At 61.8% G+C, this 23682-nt stretch carries 22 protein-coding genes; 8 read left to right on the top strand and 14 right to left on the bottom strand.

The genetic code is table 11. From position 1 onward, the window contains the following. Nucleotides 1-1294 precede the first annotated feature (1294 nt). From ACZM96_RS04570 to ACZM96_RS04560, 3 genes are all read left to right on the top strand, one after another. On the top strand, nucleotides 1295-1948 hold the full coding sequence (locus ACZM96_RS04570; RefSeq protein WP_294484738.1) for a YiaD family glycine zipper/OmpA-like lipoprotein: 654 nt from the start codon (nucleotides 1295-1297) through the stop codon (nucleotides 1946-1948). Between the two features lie 173 nt (nucleotides 1949-2121). Then, on the top strand, nucleotides 2122-2553 hold the full coding sequence (locus ACZM96_RS04565; RefSeq protein ID WP_489487666.1) for a YqaA family protein: 432 nt from the start codon (nucleotides 2122-2124) through the stop codon (nucleotides 2551-2553). A gap of 170 nt (nucleotides 2554-2723) precedes the next feature. Continuing rightward, nucleotides 2724-3704: a P1 family peptidase gene (locus ACZM96_RS04560; protein WP_489487665.1), complete on the top strand. Its 981-nt coding sequence runs from the start codon at nucleotides 2724-2726 to the stop codon at nucleotides 3702-3704. 273 nt (nucleotides 3705-3977) lie between these two features. Here ACZM96_RS04560 and dnaK read toward each other — a convergent pair whose 3' ends face one another. From dnaK to ACZM96_RS04545, 3 genes are all read right to left on the bottom strand, one after another. Then, nucleotides 3978-5879 (bottom strand): molecular chaperone DnaK, encoded by a 1902-nt coding sequence (gene dnaK / locus ACZM96_RS04555; protein WP_489487663.1) that lies wholly within the window; start codon nucleotides 5877-5879, stop codon nucleotides 3978-3980. Between the two features lie 545 nt (nucleotides 5880-6424). Then, nucleotides 6425-7198 (bottom strand): type I 3-dehydroquinate dehydratase, encoded by a 774-nt coding sequence (aroD, locus tag ACZM96_RS04550; RefSeq protein WP_489487661.1) that lies wholly within the window; start codon nucleotides 7196-7198, stop codon nucleotides 6425-6427. A 115-nt stretch (nucleotides 7199-7313) separates the two neighbouring features. Continuing rightward, nucleotides 7314-7562, bottom strand: coding sequence for a hypothetical protein (locus ACZM96_RS04545; protein ID WP_489487659.1), 249 nt, complete (start codon nucleotides 7560-7562; stop codon nucleotides 7314-7316). Between the two features lie 254 nt (nucleotides 7563-7816). Between ACZM96_RS04545 and murI the strand changes: the two genes are divergently transcribed. From murI to ACZM96_RS04530, 3 genes are read left to right on the top strand one after another with little or no spacing between them, the layout of a single operon-like run. Then, complete coding sequence (murI, locus tag ACZM96_RS04540; RefSeq protein ID WP_489487658.1) at nucleotides 7817-8704, top strand: glutamate racemase; 888 nt, start codon at nucleotides 7817-7819, stop codon at nucleotides 8702-8704. Further along, entirely contained in the window at nucleotides 8704-9522 is an 819-nt protein-coding gene (gene truA, locus ACZM96_RS04535; RefSeq protein ID WP_489487657.1) for a tRNA pseudouridine(38-40) synthase TruA, read from the top strand. The genes murI and truA overlap by 1 nt, the downstream gene beginning before the upstream one ends. A 1-nt stretch (nucleotide 9523) precedes the next feature. Next, nucleotides 9524-10522 carry a pseudouridine synthase gene (locus tag ACZM96_RS04530; protein ID WP_489487656.1) on the top strand — a complete coding sequence of 333 codons (999 nt, stop codon included), beginning with the start codon at nucleotides 9524-9526 and terminating at the stop codon, nucleotides 10520-10522. Between the two features lie 342 nt (nucleotides 10523-10864). Here ACZM96_RS04530 and ACZM96_RS04525 read toward each other — a convergent pair whose 3' ends face one another. The 11 genes from ACZM96_RS04525 to ACZM96_RS04475 form a co-directional block, all read right to left on the bottom strand. Beyond that, on the bottom strand, nucleotides 10865-11086 hold the full coding sequence (locus ACZM96_RS04525; RefSeq protein WP_294484757.1) for a TraR/DksA family transcriptional regulator: 222 nt from the start codon (nucleotides 11084-11086) through the stop codon (nucleotides 10865-10867). A 132-nt stretch (nucleotides 11087-11218) separates the two neighbouring features. Then, nucleotides 11219-11716, bottom strand: coding sequence for a NanQ anomerase/TabA/YiaL family protein (locus ACZM96_RS04520; RefSeq protein WP_489487655.1), 498 nt, complete (start codon nucleotides 11714-11716; stop codon nucleotides 11219-11221). 578 nt (nucleotides 11717-12294) lie between these two features. After that, complete coding sequence (locus ACZM96_RS04515) at nucleotides 12295-13695, bottom strand: cytochrome c peroxidase (protein ID WP_489487654.1); 1401 nt, start codon at nucleotides 13693-13695, stop codon at nucleotides 12295-12297. An 839-nt stretch (nucleotides 13696-14534) separates the two neighbouring features. Next, the gene (locus tag ACZM96_RS04510) at nucleotides 14535-14960 is read right to left on the bottom strand and encodes an aspartate carbamoyltransferase regulatory subunit (protein ID WP_489487653.1); all 426 of its coding nucleotides are present in this window, start codon (nucleotides 14958-14960) and stop codon (nucleotides 14535-14537) included. Between the two features lies 1 nt (nucleotide 14961). After that, nucleotides 14962-15876 (bottom strand): aspartate carbamoyltransferase, encoded by a 915-nt coding sequence (gene pyrB, locus ACZM96_RS04505; RefSeq protein ID WP_489487652.1) that lies wholly within the window; start codon nucleotides 15874-15876, stop codon nucleotides 14962-14964. Between the two features lie 4 nt (nucleotides 15877-15880). After that, nucleotides 15881-16522, bottom strand: a complete 642-nt coding sequence (gene pyrE, locus ACZM96_RS04500; RefSeq protein WP_489487651.1) for an orotate phosphoribosyltransferase — start codon at nucleotides 16520-16522, stop codon at nucleotides 15881-15883. A gap of 177 nt (nucleotides 16523-16699) precedes the next feature. Then, nucleotides 16700-17407: an orotidine-5'-phosphate decarboxylase gene (pyrF, locus tag ACZM96_RS04495; RefSeq protein WP_489487650.1), complete on the bottom strand. Its 708-nt coding sequence runs from the start codon at nucleotides 17405-17407 to the stop codon at nucleotides 16700-16702. Beyond that, entirely contained in the window at nucleotides 17407-18318 is a 912-nt protein-coding gene (locus ACZM96_RS04490) for a dihydroorotate dehydrogenase (protein WP_489487649.1), read from the bottom strand. Before ACZM96_RS04490 ends, pyrF begins: the two co-directional genes overlap by 1 nt. Continuing rightward, the gene (locus tag ACZM96_RS04485; protein WP_489487648.1) at nucleotides 18306-19043 is read right to left on the bottom strand and encodes a dihydroorotate dehydrogenase electron transfer subunit; all 738 of its coding nucleotides are present in this window, start codon (nucleotides 19041-19043) and stop codon (nucleotides 18306-18308) included. Before ACZM96_RS04485 ends, ACZM96_RS04490 begins: the two co-directional genes overlap by 13 nt. 88 nt (nucleotides 19044-19131) lie before the next feature. Further along, complete coding sequence (locus ACZM96_RS04480) at nucleotides 19132-20400, bottom strand: dihydroorotase (RefSeq protein ID WP_489487647.1); 1269 nt, start codon at nucleotides 20398-20400, stop codon at nucleotides 19132-19134. Nucleotides 20401-20450: 50 nt separating this feature from the next. Further along, on the bottom strand, nucleotides 20451-21656 hold the full coding sequence (locus ACZM96_RS04475; protein ID WP_489487646.1) for an aspartate aminotransferase family protein: 1206 nt from the start codon (nucleotides 21654-21656) through the stop codon (nucleotides 20451-20453). A 277-nt stretch (nucleotides 21657-21933) separates the two neighbouring features. Here ACZM96_RS04475 and ACZM96_RS04470 point away from each other — a divergent pair, with 277 nt between their 5' ends. Further along, on the top strand, nucleotides 21934-22575 hold the full coding sequence (locus ACZM96_RS04470; RefSeq protein ID WP_489487644.1) for a Maf family protein: 642 nt from the start codon (nucleotides 21934-21936) through the stop codon (nucleotides 22573-22575). Then, entirely contained in the window at nucleotides 22572-23393 is an 822-nt protein-coding gene (gene thiM / locus ACZM96_RS04465) for a hydroxyethylthiazole kinase (RefSeq protein WP_489487643.1), read from the top strand. Before ACZM96_RS04470 ends, thiM begins: the two co-directional genes overlap by 4 nt. Nucleotides 23394-23682: the final 289 nt, after the last annotated feature.

Raw genomic sequence — 23682 nt, 5'->3', positions numbered from 1 at the left:
GCAAATAGACGCCGAGAAAAGGCCCCAGGCCGTCACGCACGTCGGCAAGAGCAAAACAGAGCAAAGAGAGAAATATCAGCGATCCTTGTTTCGACGCGTTGGACATCTATTGCCTCTTTTTAACTAACAACATGAATTTTCAAAAAATTTTTTACTGTTCTAGCAATGGGCATGAAAAAGTCAACCGCCGCCTGTTTACTGTATCCCGGCTGCGCCGTTCCATGGAAACATCCTCATGCCCGCCCCAAAAGCAACAAGTCAACGGACGATAAATAACACAACGGATGGTGTTGCCTACGGGGAAACACATCTTGTGCTCTCATGCTCATCCAAAAAGAGCAATGCCTTGCTGCCAGGACATGACTTTTGCCCTTATCAAAAGTTTCTGCACAACTTTTTCTTTTCCCAAAACATCTCTTGTCTTTTTTTCGACAGACACAGGGTCTTAAATAGAAGACCAGCCTGTCCGTGGTAGTCGGCAGGCTGGTCGTGCATAGGAATACAAAAAGAGGAGGGTATGGAAGGTTTCGGGTCACGAGGTCTCGGTATGACCGTCAACGCTTATCTTCTAGCCGGAAGACGAAAAAAGGTCACGTTTCAAACTCTTTCCCCGTATTTCGATACCTTGCCAGCGCCGTGAACGTCCGATCCGTTTCCGGCAACGCCGCGCTCCGCATGCAGAGGCCCGTCCGCCGTGTCGTATGCGTCATTCAGGAGCAACGCCTCGGCAACACGAACCACTTCTCTGCCCGATACCCGAAAACGCGTTGCCCCCCTCCGACGACAGGACTCCCGGCTTTTAACGCAACACCGGTCTGATCGGAGGAGGTCTCGACCAGACCGGCACACAGGAGGAAAGCAGACACAAGAGAATATGCAAAGGTTTTCCAAGGGGGAAGAGGCAACCTGCATGCTATTCTTATAGCACAGTTCCCCGAAAAGTCATGTTTCAAACTCTTTCCGACTCTTGAAACACTTTGAAAGGCTTTTGGAAAAGAGTCAAAGCCACCGATTTTCCGTCCTTCTGCGGTTGCGCGTCATTCTCCGGCCATGCACGATTCGATCTATCTATGGAAATTCCATAACTTTTTCTTTCTTCCTTTCCGCATAACGGAAAACACGCTCCCCGACGACGCTTCAAGCGTATTCAGACCGCGTGTTTGCCTTTTGCCATGGTCGCGGCTATTCTTTTCGCGAACTTGCGATTTTCCAACGTGTTTCCGCTCCGTTGCCGAAAACACGCCCGGCGAAAACGCGCATCTTTCATTCCAGAAAAGCAAGGAAGGAATACTCCATGAAAAAACTCTGCACGCTCGGACTCATTGCCACGCTGCTGCTCGGAAGCGGCTGCGCCATGCAAAGCAACACCGGCAGAGGCGCAGCCTACGGAACCGCCGGAGGTGCAGCCGCCGGGGCCATTCTCGGTCAGATCATCGGCGGCAACACCAAGTCCACGCTCATCGGCACGGCCGCAGGCGCCGTCATCGGCGGCCTTGCGGGAACCGGCGTCGGAGCCATGATGGACAAGCAGGAAAACGACATGCGTCAGGCGCTGGCCGATTCCGAAGCCGTGGCCGTTCAGCGCGAAGGCAACGCCCTTGCTCTCACCTTCAAGAGCGACTTCACCTTCGACGTGAACTCCTCCAGCATCCGTCCCGGCCTCTACTCCGAGCTCGACCGCGTGGCGCAGGTGCTCTCCGCCTACCCGCAGACCACCATTCTCATTGCCGGCCACACCGACAGCACCGGCTCCGACGCCTACAATCAGCAGCTTTCCGAACGTCGCGCCCAGAGTGTGAAAAACGCCCTCGTTCAGCGCGGCATTGCGGCAGGCAGAATTCAGGCCGTGGGCTACGGAGAAAGTTCTCCCATCGCCGACAACAGCACGGAATACGGCCGTCAACAGAACCGCCGCGTCGAAGTGCGCATCAATCCGGTGCAGCAGTAAAAACGGCTCCCGGCAGCTCGACGTCAGCGCGTCGTCCTGCCGGATGCGCCTGTTCCACAAAGCGGAGCGTTCACCCGAACGCTCCACACCGATCTTTTTCCCTGCCCTTTGCACTTTGCCGCTCAGCACTCGGAAAAGCTCTCTTTTCCGGCGTCTTCGTTTCCGGCTCTCCCATGACGGAATACCTTCTCATGTTCTTCGTGGCCTTCATTTCCGCCACGCTGCTTCCCGCTCAGTCGGAAGCGCTGCTTGTGGCGCTTGTGGCCGAAGGCTCGCACTCGCCCTGGCTTCTTGTGGCCACGGCCGCCGCGGGCAACACGCTCGGCGCGGCGGTCAACTGGCTGCTGGGCCTTTTTGCTCAGAGGCTCAGGAACAAACGCTGGTTTCCCGTGAAGGAATCCGCCCTTCTCCGCGCCGAGGCCTGGTATCACAAATATGGACGCTGGTCTCTGCTCATGAGCTGGCTGCCGCTCGTCGGCGACGCGCTTACCGTGGCGGCGGGCGTTCTGCGGGAGCCCTTCCGCTCTTTTCTGCCCATCACCTTCACGGGCAAGCTGCTGCGCTACGTGGTGCTGGTAGGCATGTATCTCATGGTCTGCGAGTGACGGTTGCACGATCTGCCGCAAGCGCCTTCAGGAAAGCAGTCTGCACGCCTTTTCAGAAAACGCCCACGTCAGACGCCGCCGTTGCCCGGCGCCGCAGTCCCGCAGCTTTTTACGACGCCGCAGGCCCCTCGGCCTTGCACGACGCGCCGAACGCGACTCAAGGAGAACTCATGGAATCTTTTCTGACGGAAATACCGCTGAACGACATTCCCGGATTTTTTATCGGACACTCTCAGGACGAGAAAGGCATGACGGGCTGCACCGTTGTGCTTGCCGAAACCGACATGGCTGCGGGGCTCGACGTTCGCGGCGGCGGCCCTGCGTCCCGCGAAACGGAGCTGCTCTCTCCCGTGGCCGCCTGCGAACGCATTCACGCCGTGCTGCTTGCCGGCGGCAGCGCCTTCGGACTGCGCGCGGCGGACGGCGTCATGCGCTTTCTGGAAGAGCGGGGCCGGGGCTTCGACACCGGCTTCGCCCGAGTTCCGCTGGTGTGCGCCTCCTGCCTGTACGATCTCGGCATAGGCGACGCTTCGGCCCGCCCCGATGCCGACATGGCCTATCAAGCCTGCCTCGACGCCGCCGGGAACCGCACCGCGTGCGGCAATGTCGGCGCGGGCGCAGGCTGCACCGTGGGCAAGCTCAACGGCGCGGGATTCATGATGAAATCCGGCCTCGGCTGCTATGCGGCGCGCATCGGTGACGTCATGGTGGGAGCCGTGGTGGCGGTCAACGCGCTGGGCGACGTGTTCGACATAGACACAGGAAAGCGCCTCGCCGGCATGCTCTCGCCGGACAAAAGGAGCTTTGCAGACAGCGAACGGGAACTGCTGCGCACCTGCGCCGAACGCGCGGACAATCTTTTTGCGGGCAACACCACCATCGGCTGCGTGCTCACCAATGCGGCATTCGACAAGACCCGGCTGAAAAAAATTGCCGCCATGGCACACAACGGCCTTGCCAGAACCATACGCCCGGTTCACACCTCCGCCGACGGCGACAGCATCTACGCGCTCTCGTCGGGTCGCGTGCGCGCCCATCAGGACGCCGTAGGCACGCTGGCCGCCTACGTCATGGGAAAAGCCGTCAATGCGGCCGTGCGCTGCGCCGTCGGCACGGCAGACTGCCCCGCCGCGCGCGATCTTTCGTTCTAACGCCCGGCCCTTCCCCGGCGACAAAACTTCGCGCCGCAAACGCACTCCGACCGCGCGACCTGCCCATCTTTCAGGCACAAAAAAAACGCCTTTTTCCCGTCGCGGACATGCCGTTCGGAGAAAAAGGCGTTTTCATTATGGCGCGCGCATGCCGCGCGTGGGAGGAGGGGCGGCTGCGGTGCTGCCGAGCGCGCGCCGCCCGAAGAAAAGAGGAAGGCCCCCGTCCGAGCGGGACGGGGGCCTGAGATCGGTGTTCAGACGGAAACCGAGGGCTTACTTCACTTCGGTGAAGTCGGCATCAACGACGTCGTCGTCCTTCTTGCCGCCGTTCGGCTGAGCCTGCTGGCCGGCCTGAGCGCCCTGCTGCTGAGCCTGAGCGTTCTTGTAGAGCATTTCAGCCAGCTTGTGGGAAGCCTGCGAGAGGTCGTCGGAAGCCTTCTTGATGGCATCGGTGTCGGTGCCTTCCATGGCCTTCTTGAGCACTTCGGTCTTGCTTTCCACGTCGGACTTGACCGCAGGATCAACCTTGTCGCCGAGATCCTTGAGGGACTTTTCGGTGGCGTAGATCAGGGCGTCGGCCTGGTTGCGGGCCTCGATGTTTTCCTGCTTCTTCTTGTCTTCCGCGGCGTTGGCTTCAGCTTCGCGCACCAGCTTGTTGATCTCTTCTTCGCTGAGGCCGGAAGAAGACTTGATCTGGATGGACTGTTCCTTGCCGGTGCCGAGGTCCTTGGCGGACACGTTCACGATACCGTTGGCGTCGATATCGAAGGTAACTTCAATCTGCGGCACGCCGCGGGGAGCGGCGGGAATGCCGGTGAGCTGGAAGTTGCCCAGAGTCATGTTGTCGGCCGCCATCGGGCGTTCGCCCTGCAGAACATGAATGTCCACGGCAGGCTGGTTGTCCGCAGCGGTGGAGAAGGTCTGACTCTTGCGGGTAGGAATGGTGGTGTTGCGGTCGATCAGCTTGGTGAACACGCCGCCCATGGTTTCAATGCCGAGGGAAAGCGGAGTCACATCGAGCAGCAGCACGTCCTTGACGTCGCCGGTGAGAATGGCGCCCTGAATGGAAGCACCCATGGCCACCACTTCATCGGGGTTCACGGAACGGTTGGGATCCTTGCCGAAGAATTCGCCGACCTTCTTCTGCACCAGAGGCATACGGGTCATGCCGCCGACCAGAACCACTTCGTCAATCTGGGAAGCGGTAAGTCCGGCGTCGGCAAGAGCCTTGCGGCAGGGTTCGATGGAGCGTTCCACCAAATCCATGACCATCTGTTCCAGCTTTGCACGGGTGAGGGTCATCATCAGATGCTTGGGGCCGGTGGCGTCAGCCGTGATGAAGGGCAGGTTGATCTGGGTTTCCAGAGAGTTGGAGAGTTCCTTCTTGGCGTTTTCAGCCGCTTCCTTCAGACGCTGCAGAGCCATGCGGTCCTGAGACAGATCGATGCCGTACTGACCCTTGAATTCATCCACCATGTAGCGAATGATGCGCTGGTCGAAGTCTTCGCCGCCGAGGAAGGTATCACCGTTGGTGGCGCGCACTTCCACGACGTTGTCGCCGACTTCGAGGATGGAGATATCAAAGGTGCCGCCGCCGAGGTCGTACACGGCGATCTTTTCATTGGCCTTGCGGTCAAAGCCGTACGCCAGAGAAGCGGCGGTAGGCTCGTTGATGATACGCTTCACTTCAAGACCGGCGATCTTGCCGGCGTCCTTGGTGGCCTGACGCTGAGCGTCGTTGAAGTAGGCAGGCACCGTGATGACGGCTTCGGTCACAGGTTCGCCGAGGTAGGCTTCGGCGTCCTTCTTGAGCTGGCCGAGAATGACGGCGGAAATTTCCTGAGGGCTGTAGTCATGCCCGTCCACACGCACGGCGGCGTCGCCGTTGGCGGAAGCCACGATGGTGTAGGGAGCGTGCTGCATCCAGTGCTGCACTTCGGGAGAATCGGCGCGACGGCCCATCAGACGCTTGACGGCGAAAATGGTGCGGTCGGGGTTGGTGACAGCCTGACGCTTGGCGGTTTCACCCACCAGACGTTCCTTATCAGTAAAAGCGACGATGGACGGAGTGGTCCGGCCGCCATTGGGATTGGAGATGCACTTGGGCTCCTTGCCTTCCATCACATAAACGCAGCTGTTGGTGGTGCCAAGGTCGATACCAATAATCTTGCCCATACTATATTTCCTCCTCAGATATTGCACATGTTGGGGAAGAGCCCGCCCGGAGGGCTGAACTCTTACACGCAATAGGTAATTCCGTTTTGCGGTCCGTCTAGGGGGAAAAGGGAAATTTTTTTTGAAATTTGTCGATTTCGGTCGAACAGCCGGAGAAAAGTGCGGCCTCTGTCCGAATAACGCGGGGGCTCGACTGCTCCTCATGTTGCGCCTAAGGCCCGCAGTATGCGCGCCCTCGCCCGTCCCGCGTTCAGGCTCTGAGGCCGCTTCCGTTCGGCGCCATCCACGCGCCTTTCATACCTTCACTCGCGTCTGTTGGACAAAAAGAACCGCCTCTCCCGACATGCCGGAATAGACGGTTCTTCTTTTACTCTTATTTAAGGAACTATGGTCAGGCGTGGGAGCGTTCCGCTCTCCCGAGCCTTCAAGCGCAGACGCTACGGAGCAACACTCTGCTCCCGCCAGAAACACCGCATGCTTTCTGCAAAAAACGCAGGCGGACCGATGCGCGGTCGTGTCGGCAGAGCCCGGCGCGCTTTTGCGCCCTAGGCGCCGCCGCAGGCCTCATCGAGAGCGCGCAGCACAAGATCGAGGGAGAAGACGTCCATCTGCCCCGGAGCACTCGCGCTTTTCGCCGCGCCGAAGGTGGCGGCGCTGCCGAAGCTCTGTCCGCACACGCGGCTCACCACGCCGAGCGGCCCCATGCTCATGGACACGACCGGCTGATGCGCCCTTCGCGATGCCTCTTCCGTAGCGGCGAGCAGGGAGAGCACGTCGGCCCGGCTCTGCGGCATGACCGCGATTTTAAGGATGTCGGCTCCAAGCTCGTCCTGCATGAAGAGCAGACGGCGCACCATTTCCTCCCGGGGAGGCGTGGCGGCAAAATCGTGATTGCTCGCCACCACGGGAATGCCGCAGGCATGGGCCCGGGCAATGATCTCTCTAGAGCGGCCGGAGCGGAAAAAGGCTTCCACGTCCAGCGCGTCGATGTTGCCGCTTTCGCACAGCTTCGCGCACAGTGAAGCGTAGCCCTCGTCGCTCACCGGACAGCAGCCGCCCTCGTCCGTGGTGCGGAACGTGGCCAGAAGCGGCACGGTCAGCGCCTGCCGAAGCGCGGAGAGGGCCTCAAGCACGGCCGACTCATCCACGCCGGAAGGCCCGCAGAACATATCCACCCGCCATTCGGCCATGTCGGCGGGAAGCGAGGAAAGACGCTCCGCCTCCCCGCACAGACCGGACAGATCGGAAGAGGTGAGCGGAACAATGATGCAGGGACGCCCCCTGCCTACGGCAAGACGACCTATGTGAACAATATTCATGACATTCCCGAAGCTGCGAGTGATCCGCGCGAAACAAAAGACCGCGCACGAGCGCGAAAAAACGCGTCGTGCGGCCTTTTTCTGCACTGCGGAACGAAAAACACCCCCTGTTCAATCAGAGCCAGGGGTCGTTGTCCGCCTCGTCAAGGAACTTGTAGGAACGCACATAGATGCGGCGCTGATCTTCTTCCATGACATTGCACAGCAATTCCACGGGAGATCCGACCATTTCTGCCAGATCCGCCCCCGCTCCGCGGGGAAAGATAGGCCATTCCTGTTCTTCTTCATCAAGAAGTGCAACGCGGCAGGGGCCGCCTTCAAGGGGAGAAACTGTACCTCTGAGCGTGACCGAAGCGGAACTCATGCAAAAAGCCCTCAAAACATCAAAAAATCACTGGTCCAACGGACCTCAAGGCCCGGCAGCGCGTCCGGGATTTCTTGTACTGTGTTTGTTACAGTTCAGTTTTCTTGTCAAGACGCCTGCGGCATGAAAAGGTCTTCTTTCCGCAAAAATCTGGCCCGCCGCCCCCGCGACCGCTTCCCGGCATTGACCCCACCCTCTCCCCCGCGTTAGGAACAAGGGACTCAAGTCCCATATTTCAAAGACGCGAGGACTCCATGATTACCACTCAAGGCCTTTCCTCCAGCCTTTCCGCTCTGCGCGAGCTGCCCATAGGACTCTTCGATTCCGGCGTGGGCGGCATGACGGTGCTGCGCGCCATGCGGGAACAGCTTCCCAACGAATCGTTTCTCTACCTGGGCGACACCGCCCGCATGCCCTACGGCACCAAGGGCGTGGAAACCGTGCAGAGATACGCGCTGGAAGCTGCCGACAAGCTGGTGGAACGCGGCATAAAACTGCTCGTCATCGCCTGCAACACCGCCACGGCCGCGGCGCTGCCTCTGGTGCAGGCCGCGCATCCCGACATCGACGTGGTGGGCGTGGTCGAACCCGGAGCCGAAGCCGCCTGCCGGGCCACGAAAAGCGGCTACATTGCCGTCATCGCCACCAGCGGCACCATACGCGGCCGCGCCTACGAACGGGCCATTCTGCAGCGCATGCCGCAGGCGCGCATTTCCGCGCTCGCCTGCCCGCTGTTCGTGTCCATGGTGGAGGACGGGCTGCTTGAAGGTCCGCTCGCCGAAGGACTGGCGGCCCGGTATCTCGATCCGATTTTTCACGATCCGCGCGAGCAGGGGCTGGAAGTCCCCGACACGCTGGTGCTGGCCTGCACGCATTTTCCGCTTCTGCGCAACGCCATAGCCCACGTGGCGGGCGAAGGGGTCACGCTGGTGGACTCCGCCGGCAACACCGCGCGCGACGTGCGCAAGCTCCTGCAGGAAAAGCACCTCGCCCGCGGCTCCGGGCCCGATGTGGGCATGCCGCTCTGCCCCGGCTCCGTGCGCTTTCTCACCACCGACGACGTGCCCCGCTTCACCCGCATGGGCGAACTTTTTCTGGGCATACCCATAGCACCCTGTACCGTAGAACTGGTGAAACTCTGATGCCGCGTCTCAAGCTCACTCTCGCCTATGTAGGAACCCATTATCACGGCTGGCAGATTCAGGCCTGGAAAGACAGAGAGGATCCGCCCACCGTGCAGGCCTGCGTGGCCGCGGCCGTCTCCCACGTGGCGGGCAGGCCCACCCATGTGCAGGGCGCGGGCCGCACCGACGCCGGCGTTCACGCCGATGCGCAGGTGGCCCACTGCGACATTCCCGAGGAGCGCGCACACGTGCGCTGGCAGCTTGCGCTGAACACGCTGCTTCCCCGCGACATCCGCGTGCTCGACGCGCGCATCGTGCCCGATTCCTTCGACGCCTGTTTCAGCGTGAAGCGCAAGGCCTACACCTATTCGCTGTGGCTCGATCATCTCTGCACGCCGCCCAAGCTCTACCCCTTCGTGTGGGCGTGCGGTCCGCTCGACATGGACCGCTTCGACGCCGCCGTCGAGCACCTTGTGGGCACGCACGACTTTGCGGCGCTGCAGAACGCGGGCACGCCGCACAAAAGCACGGTGCGCACCATTTTCAGCATCACGCGCAATCCCGCGCGCACGCCGGACGCCGCCCTGCCCGAAGGCTGCCGTCAGATCGACGTGCGCTTCGAGGCCAACGGCTTTCTCAAGCAGATGGTGCGCAATCTCGTGGGGCTCATGGTGGCCTGCGGACGCGGCAAGTTCGACCCCGAAGCCGTTCCCGCGCTGCTTGCCTCCGGCGACAGGCGCAAGGCTCCCTTCACCGCGCCGCCGCAGGGCCTGACCATGACGCAGATATGGTATGAAGGCGATCCCCGGCCGGAAGGCTGGATAAGCGAGGAATAACATGACGCGCCTTACGGTTCTGCCCGAAGAAAACGACGTCAGACTCGACCGCGTGCTCGAACGCCTGCTGCCCGACATGGGACTGCGCGGACGACGCCGCCTCTGCGAACTCGGTCTGGTGGAAGTGAACGGCCGCCCTGCGCCGCCTTCGCGCAAGATGCGTCCGGGCGACGCGGTTGAAGTGCGGGAGGCCGCGCCCGCCGACGCCCCGACGCCGTCTGCCGAAACACTGGCGACGGATGCTCATCACAACCGGCTCTTTCCCGAAGACAATCCGCGTCTTGTGACCCGCACGCCGCACCTTGCCGCCGTGTACAAGCCCGCGTCCATGCACACGGAAGCGCTTGCCGGCAAGCCCGGCGTCAGTCTTCAAAGCATGCTCCCCGACATTCTCGGCGAAGCGTGCCGCGCCACTCTTCTGAACCGTCTGGATTTTCCCACGTCCGGGCTTGCGACGGCCGCGCTGGACGAGCTCGGCGAGCGGCAGTACCGCGACGCACAGGATCGAGGACTCACGGTAAAGCGCTATCTTACGCTGCTGGAAGGCGCGCTTGAACACGACGCGCTCGCCGCGCAGAAACTGCTTTTGAAAAACCGCTCCCGCGTACTGGTGGAGCTGACCGAGCATCCCGACAAGCGGCGTCATACCGAAGTGCATCCGCTGGCCGTGCTGGATGCCGCCGACATCTGCCGCCGTCTGCATCTCAAAGAACACGGATGGACGGGCTCTCTCCCCTCCGCCGTCACGCTGGCCGGATGCACCATTTTAAAAGGAGCGCGGCATCAGATACGCGCGCACTGCTCGGCGCTCGGCCATCCGCTTCTGGGCGACAGGCGCTACGGCGCGCAGCTGCATCCCGGCGAACAGGACGACGAAGCCTTCTTTTTGCATCACGGGCGGCTCATCATGCCCGCTCTCGACGCTCTGGCGCTGCCCGTCTGGCTTCCGCTGCTGGACGGACGCACCGCCGCTCAGGCCGAACGCTGGCTGAAAAGCTGAACGCACTCTCCGGCTACGAACATCTCTCCGCAGCAAAGTGGCCCCCGGCGGCCCGACCCCGCCTGCCGTTTTTGACCTGACACGTCCCCGGCAAGCCTTGCCTGCGCGCGACCGCCTCAGTTCAACTTCATCAGCGCAACCGCGCCCACAGAAAGAGTCGTTTTTCCCGCTCCTGCTTCGGGCCCTGCCCGCGGGCAGATGCGCCGGAAGCGACGCACCTGAGCTTCCCCTTTCCCCAGCTGCGGCAAAGCGTTGTTCTTCGACGCCCCCAAACCGCCGACGCCGGAAACAAAAAATCCGCCGCATCAGACGACACGGCGGATCATTATTCTCATGGGCGGCCTACTGGCGTTCCTTCTCCCATTCTTCCTGGCAGGCAAGGCAGAGTCCCACGCCGGGAATCGCCTTCAGACGAGCCTCGGGAATGGGTTCACCGCATTCGCGGCAGCAGGGCTTCCCGTCTATCCATTCCGGGCCTTCCTGATAGCCGACGTTCGCGGCCTGACGCAGTGCGGATTCACGTTCAATTCTTTCCAGTTCCGTAGCCTGATCAAAAACATCCATAATCTGCTCCTGAAAAGCTCCTGCTCCGGCCGTGCCGGAGAGAGCGTAAGGCAATGGGGCTGAGCGCGACCGGAGAAAGCCCGCGCTCTGGACTCGCGGAAAAGCCGGAACGCTTTTCCTCAAAAACACAGGTTACCGGCAGTGCGGCACGGACAGCTTGTCCGCCGGTATCTTGACCACAAGCTTCTTCACCCTGTCGCTGCAGGCCCGCTGACAGGGCATGTGCGCCTCGCCGGGCAGCACCAGGGCAAACAGCCCCGGCCGCAGATGAACGCGGCAGGCCGCTTCGGGCTTTTCCGCATAGAAAACAAGATCGCGTCCGTTGTCGCGCAGGCTTTCCACTTCTTCCCCGCGCAGGGGAAACACGTCAAGATACTCGTCGCCGGAAAGCACGGCCTGAATGTCGGCCATGAGCTCGTGGCTCTCGTAGCGCGCCTGCGACTCGTCTTTGGGCTCGTACGTCTCCACGGAGACCATGACGCCGCCCTGCTCCGGCCCGCCGACCAGCGGATAGCGACCGTCCGGCAGCGCCTCTCCCTGTTCGACAAGCTTCATCAGTCCGGGAAAAAGCCCGCTCCAGAGAGTGCCGAGCGCATACCCGGGACCATGTTGAAAGGTATCAATAATCATGCTCAGTGAAACTCCACATGTCACCGCCTGCCGGAACATCCGGCTCTCGGTGAACGATGGGCGAGAATGCCTTGTGCGTCAGGCAATGTCAAGAGCTCGCCGCGTTTTTTCAGAAGAGAACAAAAAAGGATTTCCCGGCTTTTCGGAAAAGACTTTCCCCGTCTCTGCGCGAGGGCGTTCACCTCGAACAGAACGTCCGAAGCGAAGGGCGCTTCCCTGCGCCGCCTTCAGCAGCATGCCCTGTTCTTTTTCCGCGGCACAGTCTCATGACGCCTCCCCTTTGCTGCGCGACGACTCCCGCGCACGCCCTTTCCGACGCCGGAAACGGACGCGCGTATTCTGCAGGCGGAAAAGCCCCGCGCCGCTGCCGCCTCCCGGGCGATACGGTCGGCACGCCGCCCCCGGACGCCTGTCCTTGCCCGGGAACGCCGAGCAGGATCCGCCCCGGCGAGAAAAAGCGCCGCGGAAGCACTCCACGGCGCATCACCAGAGCGGGCGCACAGGCATGTTTTTCGCTTCCTGTGCGCCCGCAGATCCATGATTGCTCACAAACGGCGCTCAACGAACGCGCCGACCACTCAGCGTTCCACGGGCGTACCCGTCAGCGGCTTTCCCTGGAATTCCCCGGTCAGCGTGCGCAGGAAGGACACGATGAGGCGACGGTCGTTGTCGGACACGGGAATGCCCGAAAGATACCGGCCCATCACGGCAACGCTTTCGTCCAGCGTGGTCACGGTGCCGTCATGCATGTAGGGATGCGTGAGCTCCACATTGCGCAGGTTCGGGACCTTGAAGCGGTGCAGATCGTCCTGATTGCCGGTAAAGCCCATAAGCCCCTTGTCCGAGTTCAGCGGATTGCCGCGCTCGGCAAAATAATCGGCCTTGAGATCCATGTACTCAAAGGACTGACCGCCCACGCTGCGTCCTACATGGCAGCTTGCGCAGCGATACTGCTTGAACAGGCGATACCCTTCCGCCTCCTCCGCGGTGAGGGCCGAATCGTCGCCGCTCAGCCACTTGTCGAAACGACTGTTCGGCGTGATGAGCGTCTTTTCATATTCGGCAATGGCGTCGGTAATGTTCTGCGCGGTCCATCCGTCGGCATAAATCGCTCCGGCCTCGGCCGTGAGCGCCTCGTCGGCGGAAAGTCTTGCAATAATTTCCTCCCAGCCGGAGCAGCCCATTTCAATGGGATTCAGCGGCGGACCGCCCGCCTGCTCCTGCAGATCCGCGGCGCGGCCGTCCCAGAACTGACGGACGTTGAACACCGCATTGAACATGGTGGGCGCGTTGATGTCGCCGGACTGCTTGCGTATGCCTTCCGAGAAGCGTGAATTGTCCGTGCCCGCCTTCTCGTACAGATGACAACCGGAACAGGCCAGCGTGCCGTCGGCGGAAAGACGCTTGTCATTGAACAGCTTTTCGCCGAGCGCCGCCTTCTTCACGTTCACGGCGAGGTGCGAAGGCAGCGGCTGAATCGGCTCGTTGGCCCGCTTTTCCGCAGCCAGCCCGGTGGCGTAGTACGCGGCGCGGGTCGTTTTCACCCAGTGCAGAATGGTTTCCCTGTCCTTGTCCGTCAGCCTGCTGCCCCAATGCACCACGGTGAACTTGGCAGGAGGCATGGTGTTGTTGAGTACCACCCACTCCATCTTCGCCAGGGCCACTTCCCCTACGGGCCGGTCCTTCGCCGCGCCCACAAGCTCCTGATTGAGATCCATGGCGCGCAGTCCGTCGCGGTAATCCTGCTCAATGATCTGTCTGATGCCGGGAATATTCGCATAGAAGGGCAGATCGTAATTCCGGCTGTGACAGGCCATGCACTTGTCAAGCACGATGTCCGACACTTCCTGGAATTTTTCCATGGACGGCACCTGCTCCAGGGGCTTTTTTCCCTGATCCGCGGTTGCCTGCGTCTCTGACGGCATGGCCATCAGCGCCGCCGCGCACAGCGCGGCCAGAGGCAGAAGTATCCTCTTCATATCGTTCCTCCTCGCGGCGTTTGCCGCGCCTTTCCCCGCCGGGACGGCATGTCGGCACAAAGGACGGGGCTGCTTCGTGCGGACATGGGAGGCATGTTAAAAAAATAACAATTTTATAACAATAGTTATTATTACTAATAAAGATTTTTCTTTTCAAAATTTTTTTGTACCAGCCGAACGCTTCTGCCCCAGGTCGCGGTACCTTTTCGGCTGCGAACATGCCCACGCGCCCTCCCCTCCCGTGACGCTCCCCTGCATTCTGCGTGGACACTCAACATTCCGCGTTTCTTCTGCAAAGCCCGGATTCAGCCTCGGCAACGCGCCGGGGCGAAACTTTCGCCTGACGAGTGACTCCACTTAAACTCGCCATCGTCGAAAGGGCGCTGACTGAAGATGCGGAACTATCTTCGGTCACAGCTCCGACCATCACCCAGCCTTGCCGACACACGGACCTTTCGCGCCCGGACACGCGGCAAAAGCCCAAAAACCCGGACCTGGTCGTGCGAGCACCGCCGCACCGTGAACGTCGCCGACCGGAATCACACGCGCGGGCGGAAACGTCGCGTTGCCCCTGAAAAACCCGCGCAAGGACGCCTCTCACGGCGCTTTCTCAGACGCGCCCGACAATCTTCTGCGTTCAAGAGACACGGCGCAGCCGGGCCTCGCCTCTGCTGGACACATCCGGCGCCAAGAAACGGCCGACCGGAGATTTTTACAGCCATGACGCCGCTCCCTCTGAAAAAAAAGCATGAAAAAACGCCGCGGAATCTCTTCCACGGCGTTGATGTTCAGGCAAGGCGTTGCCCGGCCGATGCCCGTTCTGCATCGGCCGGAAACGGCTAGTCGCCGCCCTTGGCCCTGCTTTCGCAGTAGATGCAGCGATACACGCGCTTTTCCCTGTCCGTCAGCTTGAAGATGTGCGGCAGTTCCTGCTCGGTCGAGGTGATGCAGCGGGGGTTCTTGCAGCGGATGACGTCGGTCACCCGTTCCGGCAGTTCCACGCTGAACTTGCGGTCGAGCTTGCCGTCGCGCACGATGCTCACGGTGATGCCCGGATCCACATAGCCGAGCACGTCGAAATTGAGATCAATGATCTCGTCTATCTTGATGATGTCCTTGCGGCCCATCTTTCTGCTGGTGACGTTCTTGAGCACGGCCACGGAGCACTGGAGCTTGTCCAGATTGAGAATGCGGTACAGCTCCATGCTGAGGCCCGCCCTGATGTGGTCGAGAACGATGCCGTTGGAAATCGCGTCGATGACCATGCTAGTTCACCCCCAGAAGTTTCATGATGAGCGCCATGCGCATGTACTTGCCGTTCAGCACCTGACGGAAGTAGGCGGCTCTCGGGTCCTTGTCCACGGCCACGGATATTTCGTTCACGCGGGGCAGCGGATGCATGATGCACATGTCTTCCTTGGCGCCCTTCAGCTTGTCGGGAGTGAGCACATAGCTGTCCTTCAGGCGCACGTAGTCGGCTTCGTTGAAGAAGCGTTCCTTCTGCACGCGGGTCATGTACAGCACGTCCAGCGAGGGCATGGCGGCCACAAGATCAGTGGTTTCCTCAAAGGGCATGCCGTTCTTTTCCATGACGTCCTTGCGGATGTAGCCGGGCAGACGCAGCTCCTCGGGAGAAATGAGCACGAACTTCACGTTGCTGTAGCGCGACATGGCCGCAATGAGCGAATGCACGGTGCGGCCGAACTTGAGGTCGCCGCACAGGCCGATGACGAGATTGTCCAGCCTGCCCTTCTCGCGCCAGATGGTGAGCAGGTCGGCAAGCGTCTGCGTGGGATGGTTGTGTCCGCCGTCGCCCGCGTTGATGACGGGCACGGAAGCGTTCATGGCGGCCACGAGCGGCGCGCCTTCCTTGGGATGCCGCATGGCGATGATGTCGGCGTAGCAGCTCACCACGCGCACGGTGTCGGCCACGCTCTCGCCCTTGGAGGCGGAAGAGCTCTGCGCCTCGGAAACGCCGAGCACATGGCCGCCGAGTTCGTACATGGCGGCCTCGAAGCTGAGGCGCGTGCGGGTGGAAGGTTCAAAGAACAGCGTGGCGAGCTTCTTGCCGCGGCACTTCTGGGAATACTTCACGGGGTCGGCGATGATGTCCAGGGCCGTGGCCAGAAGCTGTTCAATGTCCTGCGTCGAAAGGTCGCGGATGTCGATAACGCTTTTCATACCGTTACGCTCCGATCCAGCTCTCGTCGGAAGGATTGTTGCGGAAGGCGATGAGACGCGCCACGTCCTCCTTGCGGATGTAGCCGATTTCCGCGGCCACGGAGGCGATGGTGTCGAAGTTGGTGAGGCTCACGTTCTTCACGCCGGCTTCGGCAAGGCGATCGAGGCCCTTCTTCATGCCGTAGGTGAAGATGCTGGCCACGCCGAGCACGTCGGCTCCGGCCTCGCGCAGCACCTTGACCACTTCCAGCACGCTGCCCGCGGTGGAAATGAGGTCTTCAATGACCACGACCTTCTGACCGGGTTCCAGACGGCCCTCGATCTGATTGCCGCGGCCGTGATCCTTGGCGCTGGAGCGCACATAGCCCATGGGCATGCCAAGAATGTGTCCCACAATGGCGGCGTGGGCGATGCCCGCCGTGCTGGTGCCCATGAGCACTTCGCACTCGGGATATTCCTCGCGCACCACGGCGGCGAGGGCGTTTTCCACGTCGTTGCGCACTTCGGGGGCGGTCAGAGTAAGACGGTTGTCGCAGTAAACGGGGCTCTTGATGCCGCTCGCCCAGATGAAGGGTTCGTCAGGACGGAAAAACACCGCCTTGATGGAAAGCAGATCTTTGGCAATGAGCTTTTCGCGAGACTCCATGAGGATGACTCCTTGTAGCTGAGGTGCGCCTGCGCCGCAGGGCGAAGGCTGAAAAGGACGCGCCGGGGCCGCGCCGGAAGATACGCGCGCGAAGACCACGTCTCCGACGTTCAGAACGCGTTCCGACGCTGTCGTCCGTCCGCCGAAAAAAGGTCTGCGGACGGACGTAACCGGCTGTTACCCGAGAAATTCCTTGACGCAGCGGCGATAGGCCGCCACGGGATCGTCTGCCTGCGTGATGGGGCGGCCCACCACGATGAAGTCGGACCCGAGTTCGCGGGCGCGGGCGGGCGTGGTCACGCGCACCTGATCGCCCTTGTCGCCGTCGGCGAAGCGCACGCCGGGGGTCACGGTAAGAAAGTCGCTGCCGCACACGTCATGCACCTTGCCCGCTTCCAGCGGAGAGCAGACCACGCCGTCGAGGCCCGCCGCACGGGCGCGGGAGGCGTAGTGCATGACCACTTCCTCCATGGGGCGCTCGATGAGCAGGTCTTCGCGCATTCTCTCCTCGCTCGTGGAGGTGAGCTGCGTGACGGCAATGAGCAGAGGACGCGTGCCGTCTGCGCGGGTGAGTCCCTTGAGCGCCTCTTCCATCATGGCCACGGTGCCCGCGGCGTGCAGATTGCACATGTCCACGTCGAGCGCGGAGAGCACGGCCATGGCCTTGCGCACGGTGTTCGGAATGTCGTGCAGCTTGAGATCAAGAAAAATTCTGTGTCCCCGGGCCTTGATGGCGCGCACGATGTCGGGGCCTTCGGCATAGTAGAGTTCCATGCCTATCTTCACGAAGGGCTTCTCCTCGGTGAAGAGTCCGAGAAAGTCCATGACTTCCGCCCTGCTGCTGAAGTCGCAGGCCACCATGACGTCCTTGTTGAGATTACGCATCAGTGCGCTCCTCCGATGATTTCCCTGAGGGAGGTTATGCCGTACTGAGCCATGACGGAAGGCAGTTCGGCGAGGATTTTCGGGCACGCCCACGGATCAACCAGATTGGCCGCGCCGATTTCCACGGCCGTGGCGCCCGCCAGCATCATTTCCACCACGTCGCGCGCCGAGCTTATGCCGCCCATGCCGATGATGGGCAGCTTGACGGCCTCGTACACCTGATACACCATGCGCAGCGCCACGGGCAGGATGGCGCTGCCGGAAAAGCCGCCCATCTTGTTGGCGATGACGGGCTTTCTCGTGCGCAGGTCGATGCGCATGCCGAGCAGCGTGTTGATGAGGCTTATGCCGTCGGCTCCGGCTTCGGCGGCGGCTGCGGCCAGAGGCACGATGTCCGTGACGTTGGGCGAGAGCTTCACGTACACGGGTTTGGTGGTCACGGCCTTCACGGCCTTCGTCACGGCGGAGATGCCGAGCGGATCGGTGCCGAAGCTCATGCAGCCGTTGTGTACGTTGGGGCAGCTCACGTTCACTTCAATGAGTCCCACCTGCTCTTCGGCGTCGATGCGGGCGCAGCACTCGGCGTATTCGTCCACGGAAAAGCCGCCGATGTTGGCGATGACCTTCTTGTGGAAGCACTTCTTGAGGCGCGGAAGCTCCTCGTTGATGACTCTGTCGATGCCGGGATTCTGCATGCCCACGGCGTTTATCATGCCGGCGGGCGTTTCCGCGATGCGGGGCGTAGGATTGCCGAAGCGCGGCTCCAGCGTGGTTCCCTTGAAGGAAAAGGAACCGAGCATGTTGATGTCGTAAAGTTCGGCGAACTCGTAGCCGTAGCCGAAGGTGCCGCTGGCCGGAATGAGCGGATTGTCCAGTTCCAGGCCGCTGAGCGTTACTTTCAGATCTGCCATTCGAGCACCTCCTTGTCGAACACGGGTCCGTCCTTGCACACGCGTCTGCTGCCGTCTCTGGTCATGATGCTGCACCCCATGCACGCGCCGAAGCCGCAGCCCATGCGCTCTTCCAGACTGAATTCGCCGCCTGCGCCCTGCGTAGCCCGGTAAAGAGCGCGCAGCATGGGCATGGGGCCGCAGCTGTACACATAGCTGCAGCGTTCGGGAAGCGCGTTGGTCACAAAGCCCTTCACGCCCACGCTGCCGTCCACGGTAGTGACGATGACGCGCGCGCCGAGCGCTTCAAACTCGCTCTTGTAGAAAATTTCGTCCGCCTTGTTGAAGCCGAGAATGACCGTGACGGAACGCCCCGCGGCCACAAGCTTCTTCGCCAGATGGAACAGCGGGGGCACGCCCACGCCGCCGCCCACGAGAAGCGGCTCGTCGCCGCTTTTTTCCACGTCGAAGCCGTGGCCGAGGCCGACGATGACGTCGAGCGTGTCGCCTTCCTTCATCTTCGCCATGACGTCCGTGCCCTGGCCCACGACCTTGTAAATGATGGTGATGCTCTTTTCGTCATAGTCGCAGACGGAAATGGGACGGCGCAGAAAAAAGCCCGGCAGACTGATTTCCACGAACTGTCCCGGCATGGTCATGGCCGACGTATCGCCGGAAAGCACCATGCGGTACACGTCCTTCGTGAGCGGCGTATGCTCGACAATCGTATATATTCCCTGTTTCATGCTGGCTCCGAGTTTTCTGTTTGCGGAGAAAAGGCCCGCGGTGCAGGCCGCAGAGGCCGCAAGGCACGACAAGCGTGTTCCGCCCGCGCTAGGCCTTTTCGTTCCAGGCTTCCTCGCCGTTCACGAGCGTGAGCACGCAGCGGCCGTAGAGCGTGTGTCCGGCAAAGGGCGTGGCGCGTCCCTTGCTCAAAAATTCCTCCGGATTCACAACCCATTCGCGGGAGAGATCGAACACGGCAAGATCCGCCATCTGCCCCTCTTCCAGGAACGAGCCGATGCCGAAACGCTTCGCGGGATTCACGGACATGAGTTCCACCAGCTTTTCGAGCGAAAGCACGCCGCGCTTCACAAAATAGGTGTACATGACCGCAAAGGACGTTTCGAGTCCGACCACGCCCATGGCGCTGCGCTCCAGGCCCCGGCTCTTGGCTTCGGCTTCGTGCGGGGCGTGATCCGTGGCTATCATGCTCACGGTGCCGTCGAGAATGCCTGCAATGAGCGCGTCCCTGTCCTCTTCGCCGCGCAGGGGCGGATTCATCTTGAAGCGGCCGTCTTCCTGCAGATCCTTGTCGCAGAGCACGAGATAGTGCGGGCCCGTCTCGCAGGTCGCGTCCACGCCTTCGGCCCGGGCGCGGCGTATGATGTCCACGCTTTCCTTCGTGGAAATGTGGCAGGCGTGAAAGGCGACTCCCGTTTCCTTCGCAAGCTTCACGTCGCGGGCCACTTCCGCCCACTCGCTCTCCGAGCTGATGCCACGGTGTCCGTGGGCTCTCGCGTATTCGCCGTCGTGAATCCAGCCGCCCGTGAGAAGCTTGTTCACTTCGCAATGCGCGGCGATGATCTTGCCGAGCCTTTTGGCCTCCTGCATGGCGGAGCGCATCATGCCTTCGTCCTGCACTCCGCGGCCGTCGTCGGAAAAGCCCGCCACAAAGGGAGCCATGGCCGCCACGTCGGAAAGCTCGCGGCCTTCCTCCGCCATGGTGATGGCCCCGTAGGGAAGCACATGAATCACGGCGTCGCGCCGGATGATCTCAAGCTGCTTTTCCAGATGCTCAAGCGTGTCGGGCACGGGGTTCAGATTGGGCATGGCGCACACCGTGGTGAAACCGCCGTGCGCAGCCGCCAGAGTGCCCGTGCGTATGGTTTCCTTGCATGAAAAACCCGGCTCGCGCAGATGCACATGAACATCTACAAGGCCGGGAACAATGCAACAGCCGCTCATATCGGATTCCGTCACGCCCTCCATGGGAGGAATCTGCGGCGCAATGCGTTCTATTCTGCCGTTCCGAATGAGGATGTCGCCCTTCTCGAATCCGGAAGGTCGATACACCAGGGCATGTCTCAGGATGCGATCCATGAAAAGAAAACTCCTTCAAAAAAGCCCGGCCCGAAGGCCGGGCATGAACATCACGCCATCTGGCGGAGCACCGCTTCGAGCGTTTCGGTAAAGGCTTCGAGATCGGCTTCGTCAATGGTCAGCGGAGGCAGCAGACGCAGCGTGGGACCGTAGGTAAGATTGAGGATGAACCCGCGGTTCATGAGTTCGAGCCACACCTTTTTCGCCTTTTCGTCGGACATGTTCAGTTCCACGCCGATGAGCAGGCCGAGGCCGCGCACGTCGCGGATCACGCCGGGCAGTCTTTCGCCGAGCTCGCGGAAACGGGCGCGGGCGCGCTCGCCGAGCGTAGCCGCGCGTTCCACAAGGTGATCGCGCTCCATGATTTCCAGCACCTTGAGGCCCACGGCCGTCACCAGCGCGCCGCCGCCGAAGGTGGTGGCATGGCTGCCGTAGTCGAAGCCCTGCGCCACTTCGTCGGTGGCCATCATGGCGCCGAGGGGCAGACCGTTGGCCATGGACTTGGCGCTCGTGAACACGTCGGGCTTGAGATTGAAGTTCTGGAAGCCCCACCACTTGCCGCTGCGGCCCATGCCGGCCTGCACTTCGTCGCACATGACGAGCACGCCGTGACGGCGGCAGATGTCGACGACGCCGTCGGCGTATTCCTGCGTCACGGGAATGATGCCGCCCTCTCCCTGAATGGCTTCAAAGAGCACGGCCGCCGTGGTGGGCTTGATGGCCTTTTCCAGGGCGTCGAGATCGCCCCACTGCACGCGGCCGAAGCCGGGCGTTTCCGGCTCGAAGCCTTCGGTGTGCTTGCCCGTGGCCGCCAGCGTGGCCAGCGTGCGGCCGTGGAAGCAGTTGGTCAGGGTAATGACCTCCCACGCGTCGCGGCCCTTCACCACGTGCTGATAGCGTCTGGCGATCTTGATGGCCGCTTCATTGCTTTCCGCGCCGGAGTTGCAGAAGAACACCTTGCCCGCATGGCTGGTGGAAAGCAGCTTTTCCGCGTAGTCGAGCTGTTCTTCCTGATAAAAGAGGTTGCTCACATGCACCAGCTTTCGCGACTGCCTTTCCATGACCTCCGCTATTTCCTCGTTGCAGTGGCCGAGGCCGATGACGGCAATGCCGGCCAGCAGGTCGACGTATTCCTTGCCGTCCACGTCCCAGAGGCGGGAGCCCTTGCCTCGGACTATGCCCAGCGGATAACGCGAGTACGTCCGGCACATAAAGGCCTTTTCCCTTTCCTTCAGTCTTTCGAAAGCTTCGCTCATCTGATTTCCTCGTGAAACTTGTATTTTCCCGTTCCAGGACCATCGCAGTCGCAAGGAACGCGGGTATCATATACTATTAATGTTCCGTAGCCAAGAGCGCTGTTGCCCCCTTCCGGGATTGCTTTTTATGCAGGAGGCGTTAAAACTCTGCCCTGAACCCTCATGTCTGCGTTCCGTTCGGCAGCCTGTGCGCCGCTTGCGCGGGCGCAGTCTTTGTTTTTGCGCCCGCCGCGACTTCTGCCGCGCGTTCCGCCCTTCAACATTCACGGATTTCTTCATGACCTGCGCCTTCACCATGCTCCGCCCCCTTGTTCTGGCTTCCGGCTCGCCGCGACGCCGCGCCTTTCTGGAGGGCGTGGGCCTCAGCTTCGACGTCCATCCCGCCGCCTGTCCCGAACCGCGTCCCGAACCGGGCGAAGATCCGCGCGCCTACGCGGCCCGCTGCGCGGAAGCAAAATCCCGCTTCGTGCTCAGCGAACTTTCCGGCCGCACCGACCGCCCCGCCGTGCTCTCCGCCGACACCATCGTCATTCTCCGCGATGAGGAAGGAGCCTCCATTCTCGGCAAGCCCCGCGACAGAAACGACGCCGTCGCCATGCTCTCCCGCCTTTCCGGCCGCACGCACGAAGTGGTCACTTCCTGCTGCCTTGCCATGGACAATCACGTGGAGTGCTTCGACGACATGACGAAGGTCACCTTTGCGCCCTGGCCGCTTCCCGTGCTGGAAGCCTACGCCGACAGCGGCGATCCGCTGGACAAGGCCGGTTCCTACGGCATTCAGGACGGCGGCGCCTTTCTGGTCAGCGCCATCGAAGGATCCTGGTCCACGGTGGTGGGCCTGCCTCTCAACATCGTGCTGGATCGCCTGCTCCGGGCGGGCGTTCTCGGCCTGAACAATTCTTTACGGGAAAGATCATGAAACAGCAGATTACGGACGCCATCCGCGCCGTGTACGAAAACGTGCCTCTGGTCCACAGCATCACGAACTTCGTGGTCATGCAGGTGACGGCCAACGCCCTGCTCGCCGCGCACGCCTCGCCCCTCATGGCGCACGCCGCCGAGGAAATGGACGATCTCACCAACATTGATTCCGCTCTTGTGCTCAACATCGGCACGCTCGATCCTTCCTGGCTGGACAGCATGGAGCTTGCCGGCAAGCTCATGAAGAAAAAGGGAAAGCCCGTGGTGCTGGATCCGGTGGGAGCCGGAGCCTCCGGCCTGCGCACCCGTTCCGCGCTGCGCCTGCTCGATCTGGTGCGCCCGGACATTCTGCGCGGCAACGCTTCGGAAATCATGGCGCTTGCCGCGGAAATACGCTCGGCCGACAAGGTGGCCACCAAGGGCGTGGACAGCCGCAACAGCAGCGATGAAGCGCTGGACGCCGCCCATGAGCTGGCCCGCCGCTTCGGCTGCGTGGTGAGCGTGAGCGGAGAGCGCGATCTCATTACCGACGGCAGCGACGATCTTGTCGTGGAAGGCGGCTCGCCGCTCATGCCGCTCGTCACGGGCATGGGCTGCTCCGCTTCCGCCGTCACCGGAGCCTACGCCGCCGTGTGCAAGAACCGTCTTACGGCGGCCGCCGCGGCCATGGCCGTGATGGCTTCCGCCGGAGAAAAGGCCGGAGCGCGCGCCAAAGGGCCCGGCAGCTTTCTGCCCGCCTTTCTGGACGAGCTCTATCTGCTGGATCCCGAAGACGCCGCATCGAGAGTCCACAGGCTCGAGAGCTCCGCACGCTGAGCGAGGCCGCGGGTCGTCTGCGAAGTTGCGAAGGCACGGCCCGCGCCCCCGCGTGCGGAACGCGCTTCCGGCACGCTGAACATCTCACGCCGCCCGGCGCTCCCCTTCCCGCCTGTGCCTGGCGCAGGGCAGACAACATACGCCGCCTTCTGCCCCGCGGAGTTTTACGCAACGCTCGGGCAATCTTTTCACCTGACATCCGGAGGCCCGCCGCCGGAACATCGAGGTCACTGATGAACTGGAGAACGCATACCGACTACCACGTCTATCTCGTCACGGACCGGGACCT

This window comes from Mailhella sp. (genome assembly GCF_057866825.1).
Note: the sequence above shows the minus strand (reverse complement) of the source record. Positions and strands in the feature narration are given on the sequence as shown.

Bases quoted from the DNA above. Each gene is read 5' to 3' on its own strand.
- ACZM96_RS04570 (WP_294484738.1), top strand. From the start codon at position 1,295: ATGAAAAAACTCTGCACGCTCGGACTCATTGCCACGCTGCTGCTCGGA.
- ACZM96_RS04565 (WP_489487666.1), top strand. From the start codon at position 2,122: ATGACGGAATACCTTCTCATGTTCTTCGTGGCCTTCATTTCCGCCACG.
- ACZM96_RS04560 (WP_489487665.1), top strand. From the start codon at position 2,724: ATGGAATCTTTTCTGACGGAAATACCGCTGAACGACATTCCCGGATTT.
- dnaK (WP_489487663.1), bottom strand. From the start codon at position 5,879: ATGGGCAAGATTATTGGTATCGACCTTGGCACCACCAACAGCTGCGTT.
- aroD (WP_489487661.1), bottom strand. From the start codon at position 7,198: ATGAATATTGTTCACATAGGTCGTCTTGCCGTAGGCAGGGGGCGTCCC.
- ACZM96_RS04545 (WP_489487659.1), bottom strand. From the start codon at position 7,562: ATGAGTTCCGCTTCGGTCACGCTCAGAGGTACAGTTTCTCCCCTTGAA.
- murI (WP_489487658.1), top strand. From the start codon at position 7,817: ATGATTACCACTCAAGGCCTTTCCTCCAGCCTTTCCGCTCTGCGCGAG.
- truA (WP_489487657.1), top strand. From the start codon at position 8,704: ATGCCGCGTCTCAAGCTCACTCTCGCCTATGTAGGAACCCATTATCAC.
- ACZM96_RS04530 (WP_489487656.1), top strand. From the start codon at position 9,524: ATGACGCGCCTTACGGTTCTGCCCGAAGAAAACGACGTCAGACTCGAC.
- ACZM96_RS04525 (WP_294484757.1), bottom strand. From the start codon at position 11,086: ATGGATGTTTTTGATCAGGCTACGGAACTGGAAAGAATTGAACGTGAA.
- ACZM96_RS04520 (WP_489487655.1), bottom strand. From the start codon at position 11,716: ATGATTATTGATACCTTTCAACATGGTCCCGGGTATGCGCTCGGCACT.
- ACZM96_RS04515 (WP_489487654.1), bottom strand. From the start codon at position 13,695: ATGAAGAGGATACTTCTGCCTCTGGCCGCGCTGTGCGCGGCGGCGCTG.
- ACZM96_RS04510 (WP_489487653.1), bottom strand. From the start codon at position 14,960: ATGGTCATCGACGCGATTTCCAACGGCATCGTTCTCGACCACATCAGG.
- pyrB (WP_489487652.1), bottom strand. From the start codon at position 15,876: ATGAAAAGCGTTATCGACATCCGCGACCTTTCGACGCAGGACATTGAA.
- pyrE (WP_489487651.1), bottom strand. From the start codon at position 16,522: ATGGAGTCTCGCGAAAAGCTCATTGCCAAAGATCTGCTTTCCATCAAG.
- pyrF (WP_489487650.1), bottom strand. From the start codon at position 17,407: ATGCGTAATCTCAACAAGGACGTCATGGTGGCCTGCGACTTCAGCAGC.
- ACZM96_RS04490 (WP_489487649.1), bottom strand. From the start codon at position 18,318: ATGGCAGATCTGAAAGTAACGCTCAGCGGCCTGGAACTGGACAATCCG.
- ACZM96_RS04485 (WP_489487648.1), bottom strand. From the start codon at position 19,043: ATGAAACAGGGAATATATACGATTGTCGAGCATACGCCGCTCACGAAG.
- ACZM96_RS04480 (WP_489487647.1), bottom strand. From the start codon at position 20,400: ATGGATCGCATCCTGAGACATGCCCTGGTGTATCGACCTTCCGGATTC.
- ACZM96_RS04475 (WP_489487646.1), bottom strand. From the start codon at position 21,656: ATGAGCGAAGCTTTCGAAAGACTGAAGGAAAGGGAAAAGGCCTTTATG.
- ACZM96_RS04470 (WP_489487644.1), top strand. From the start codon at position 21,934: ATGACCTGCGCCTTCACCATGCTCCGCCCCCTTGTTCTGGCTTCCGGC.
- thiM (WP_489487643.1), top strand. From the start codon at position 22,572: ATGAAACAGCAGATTACGGACGCCATCCGCGCCGTGTACGAAAACGTG.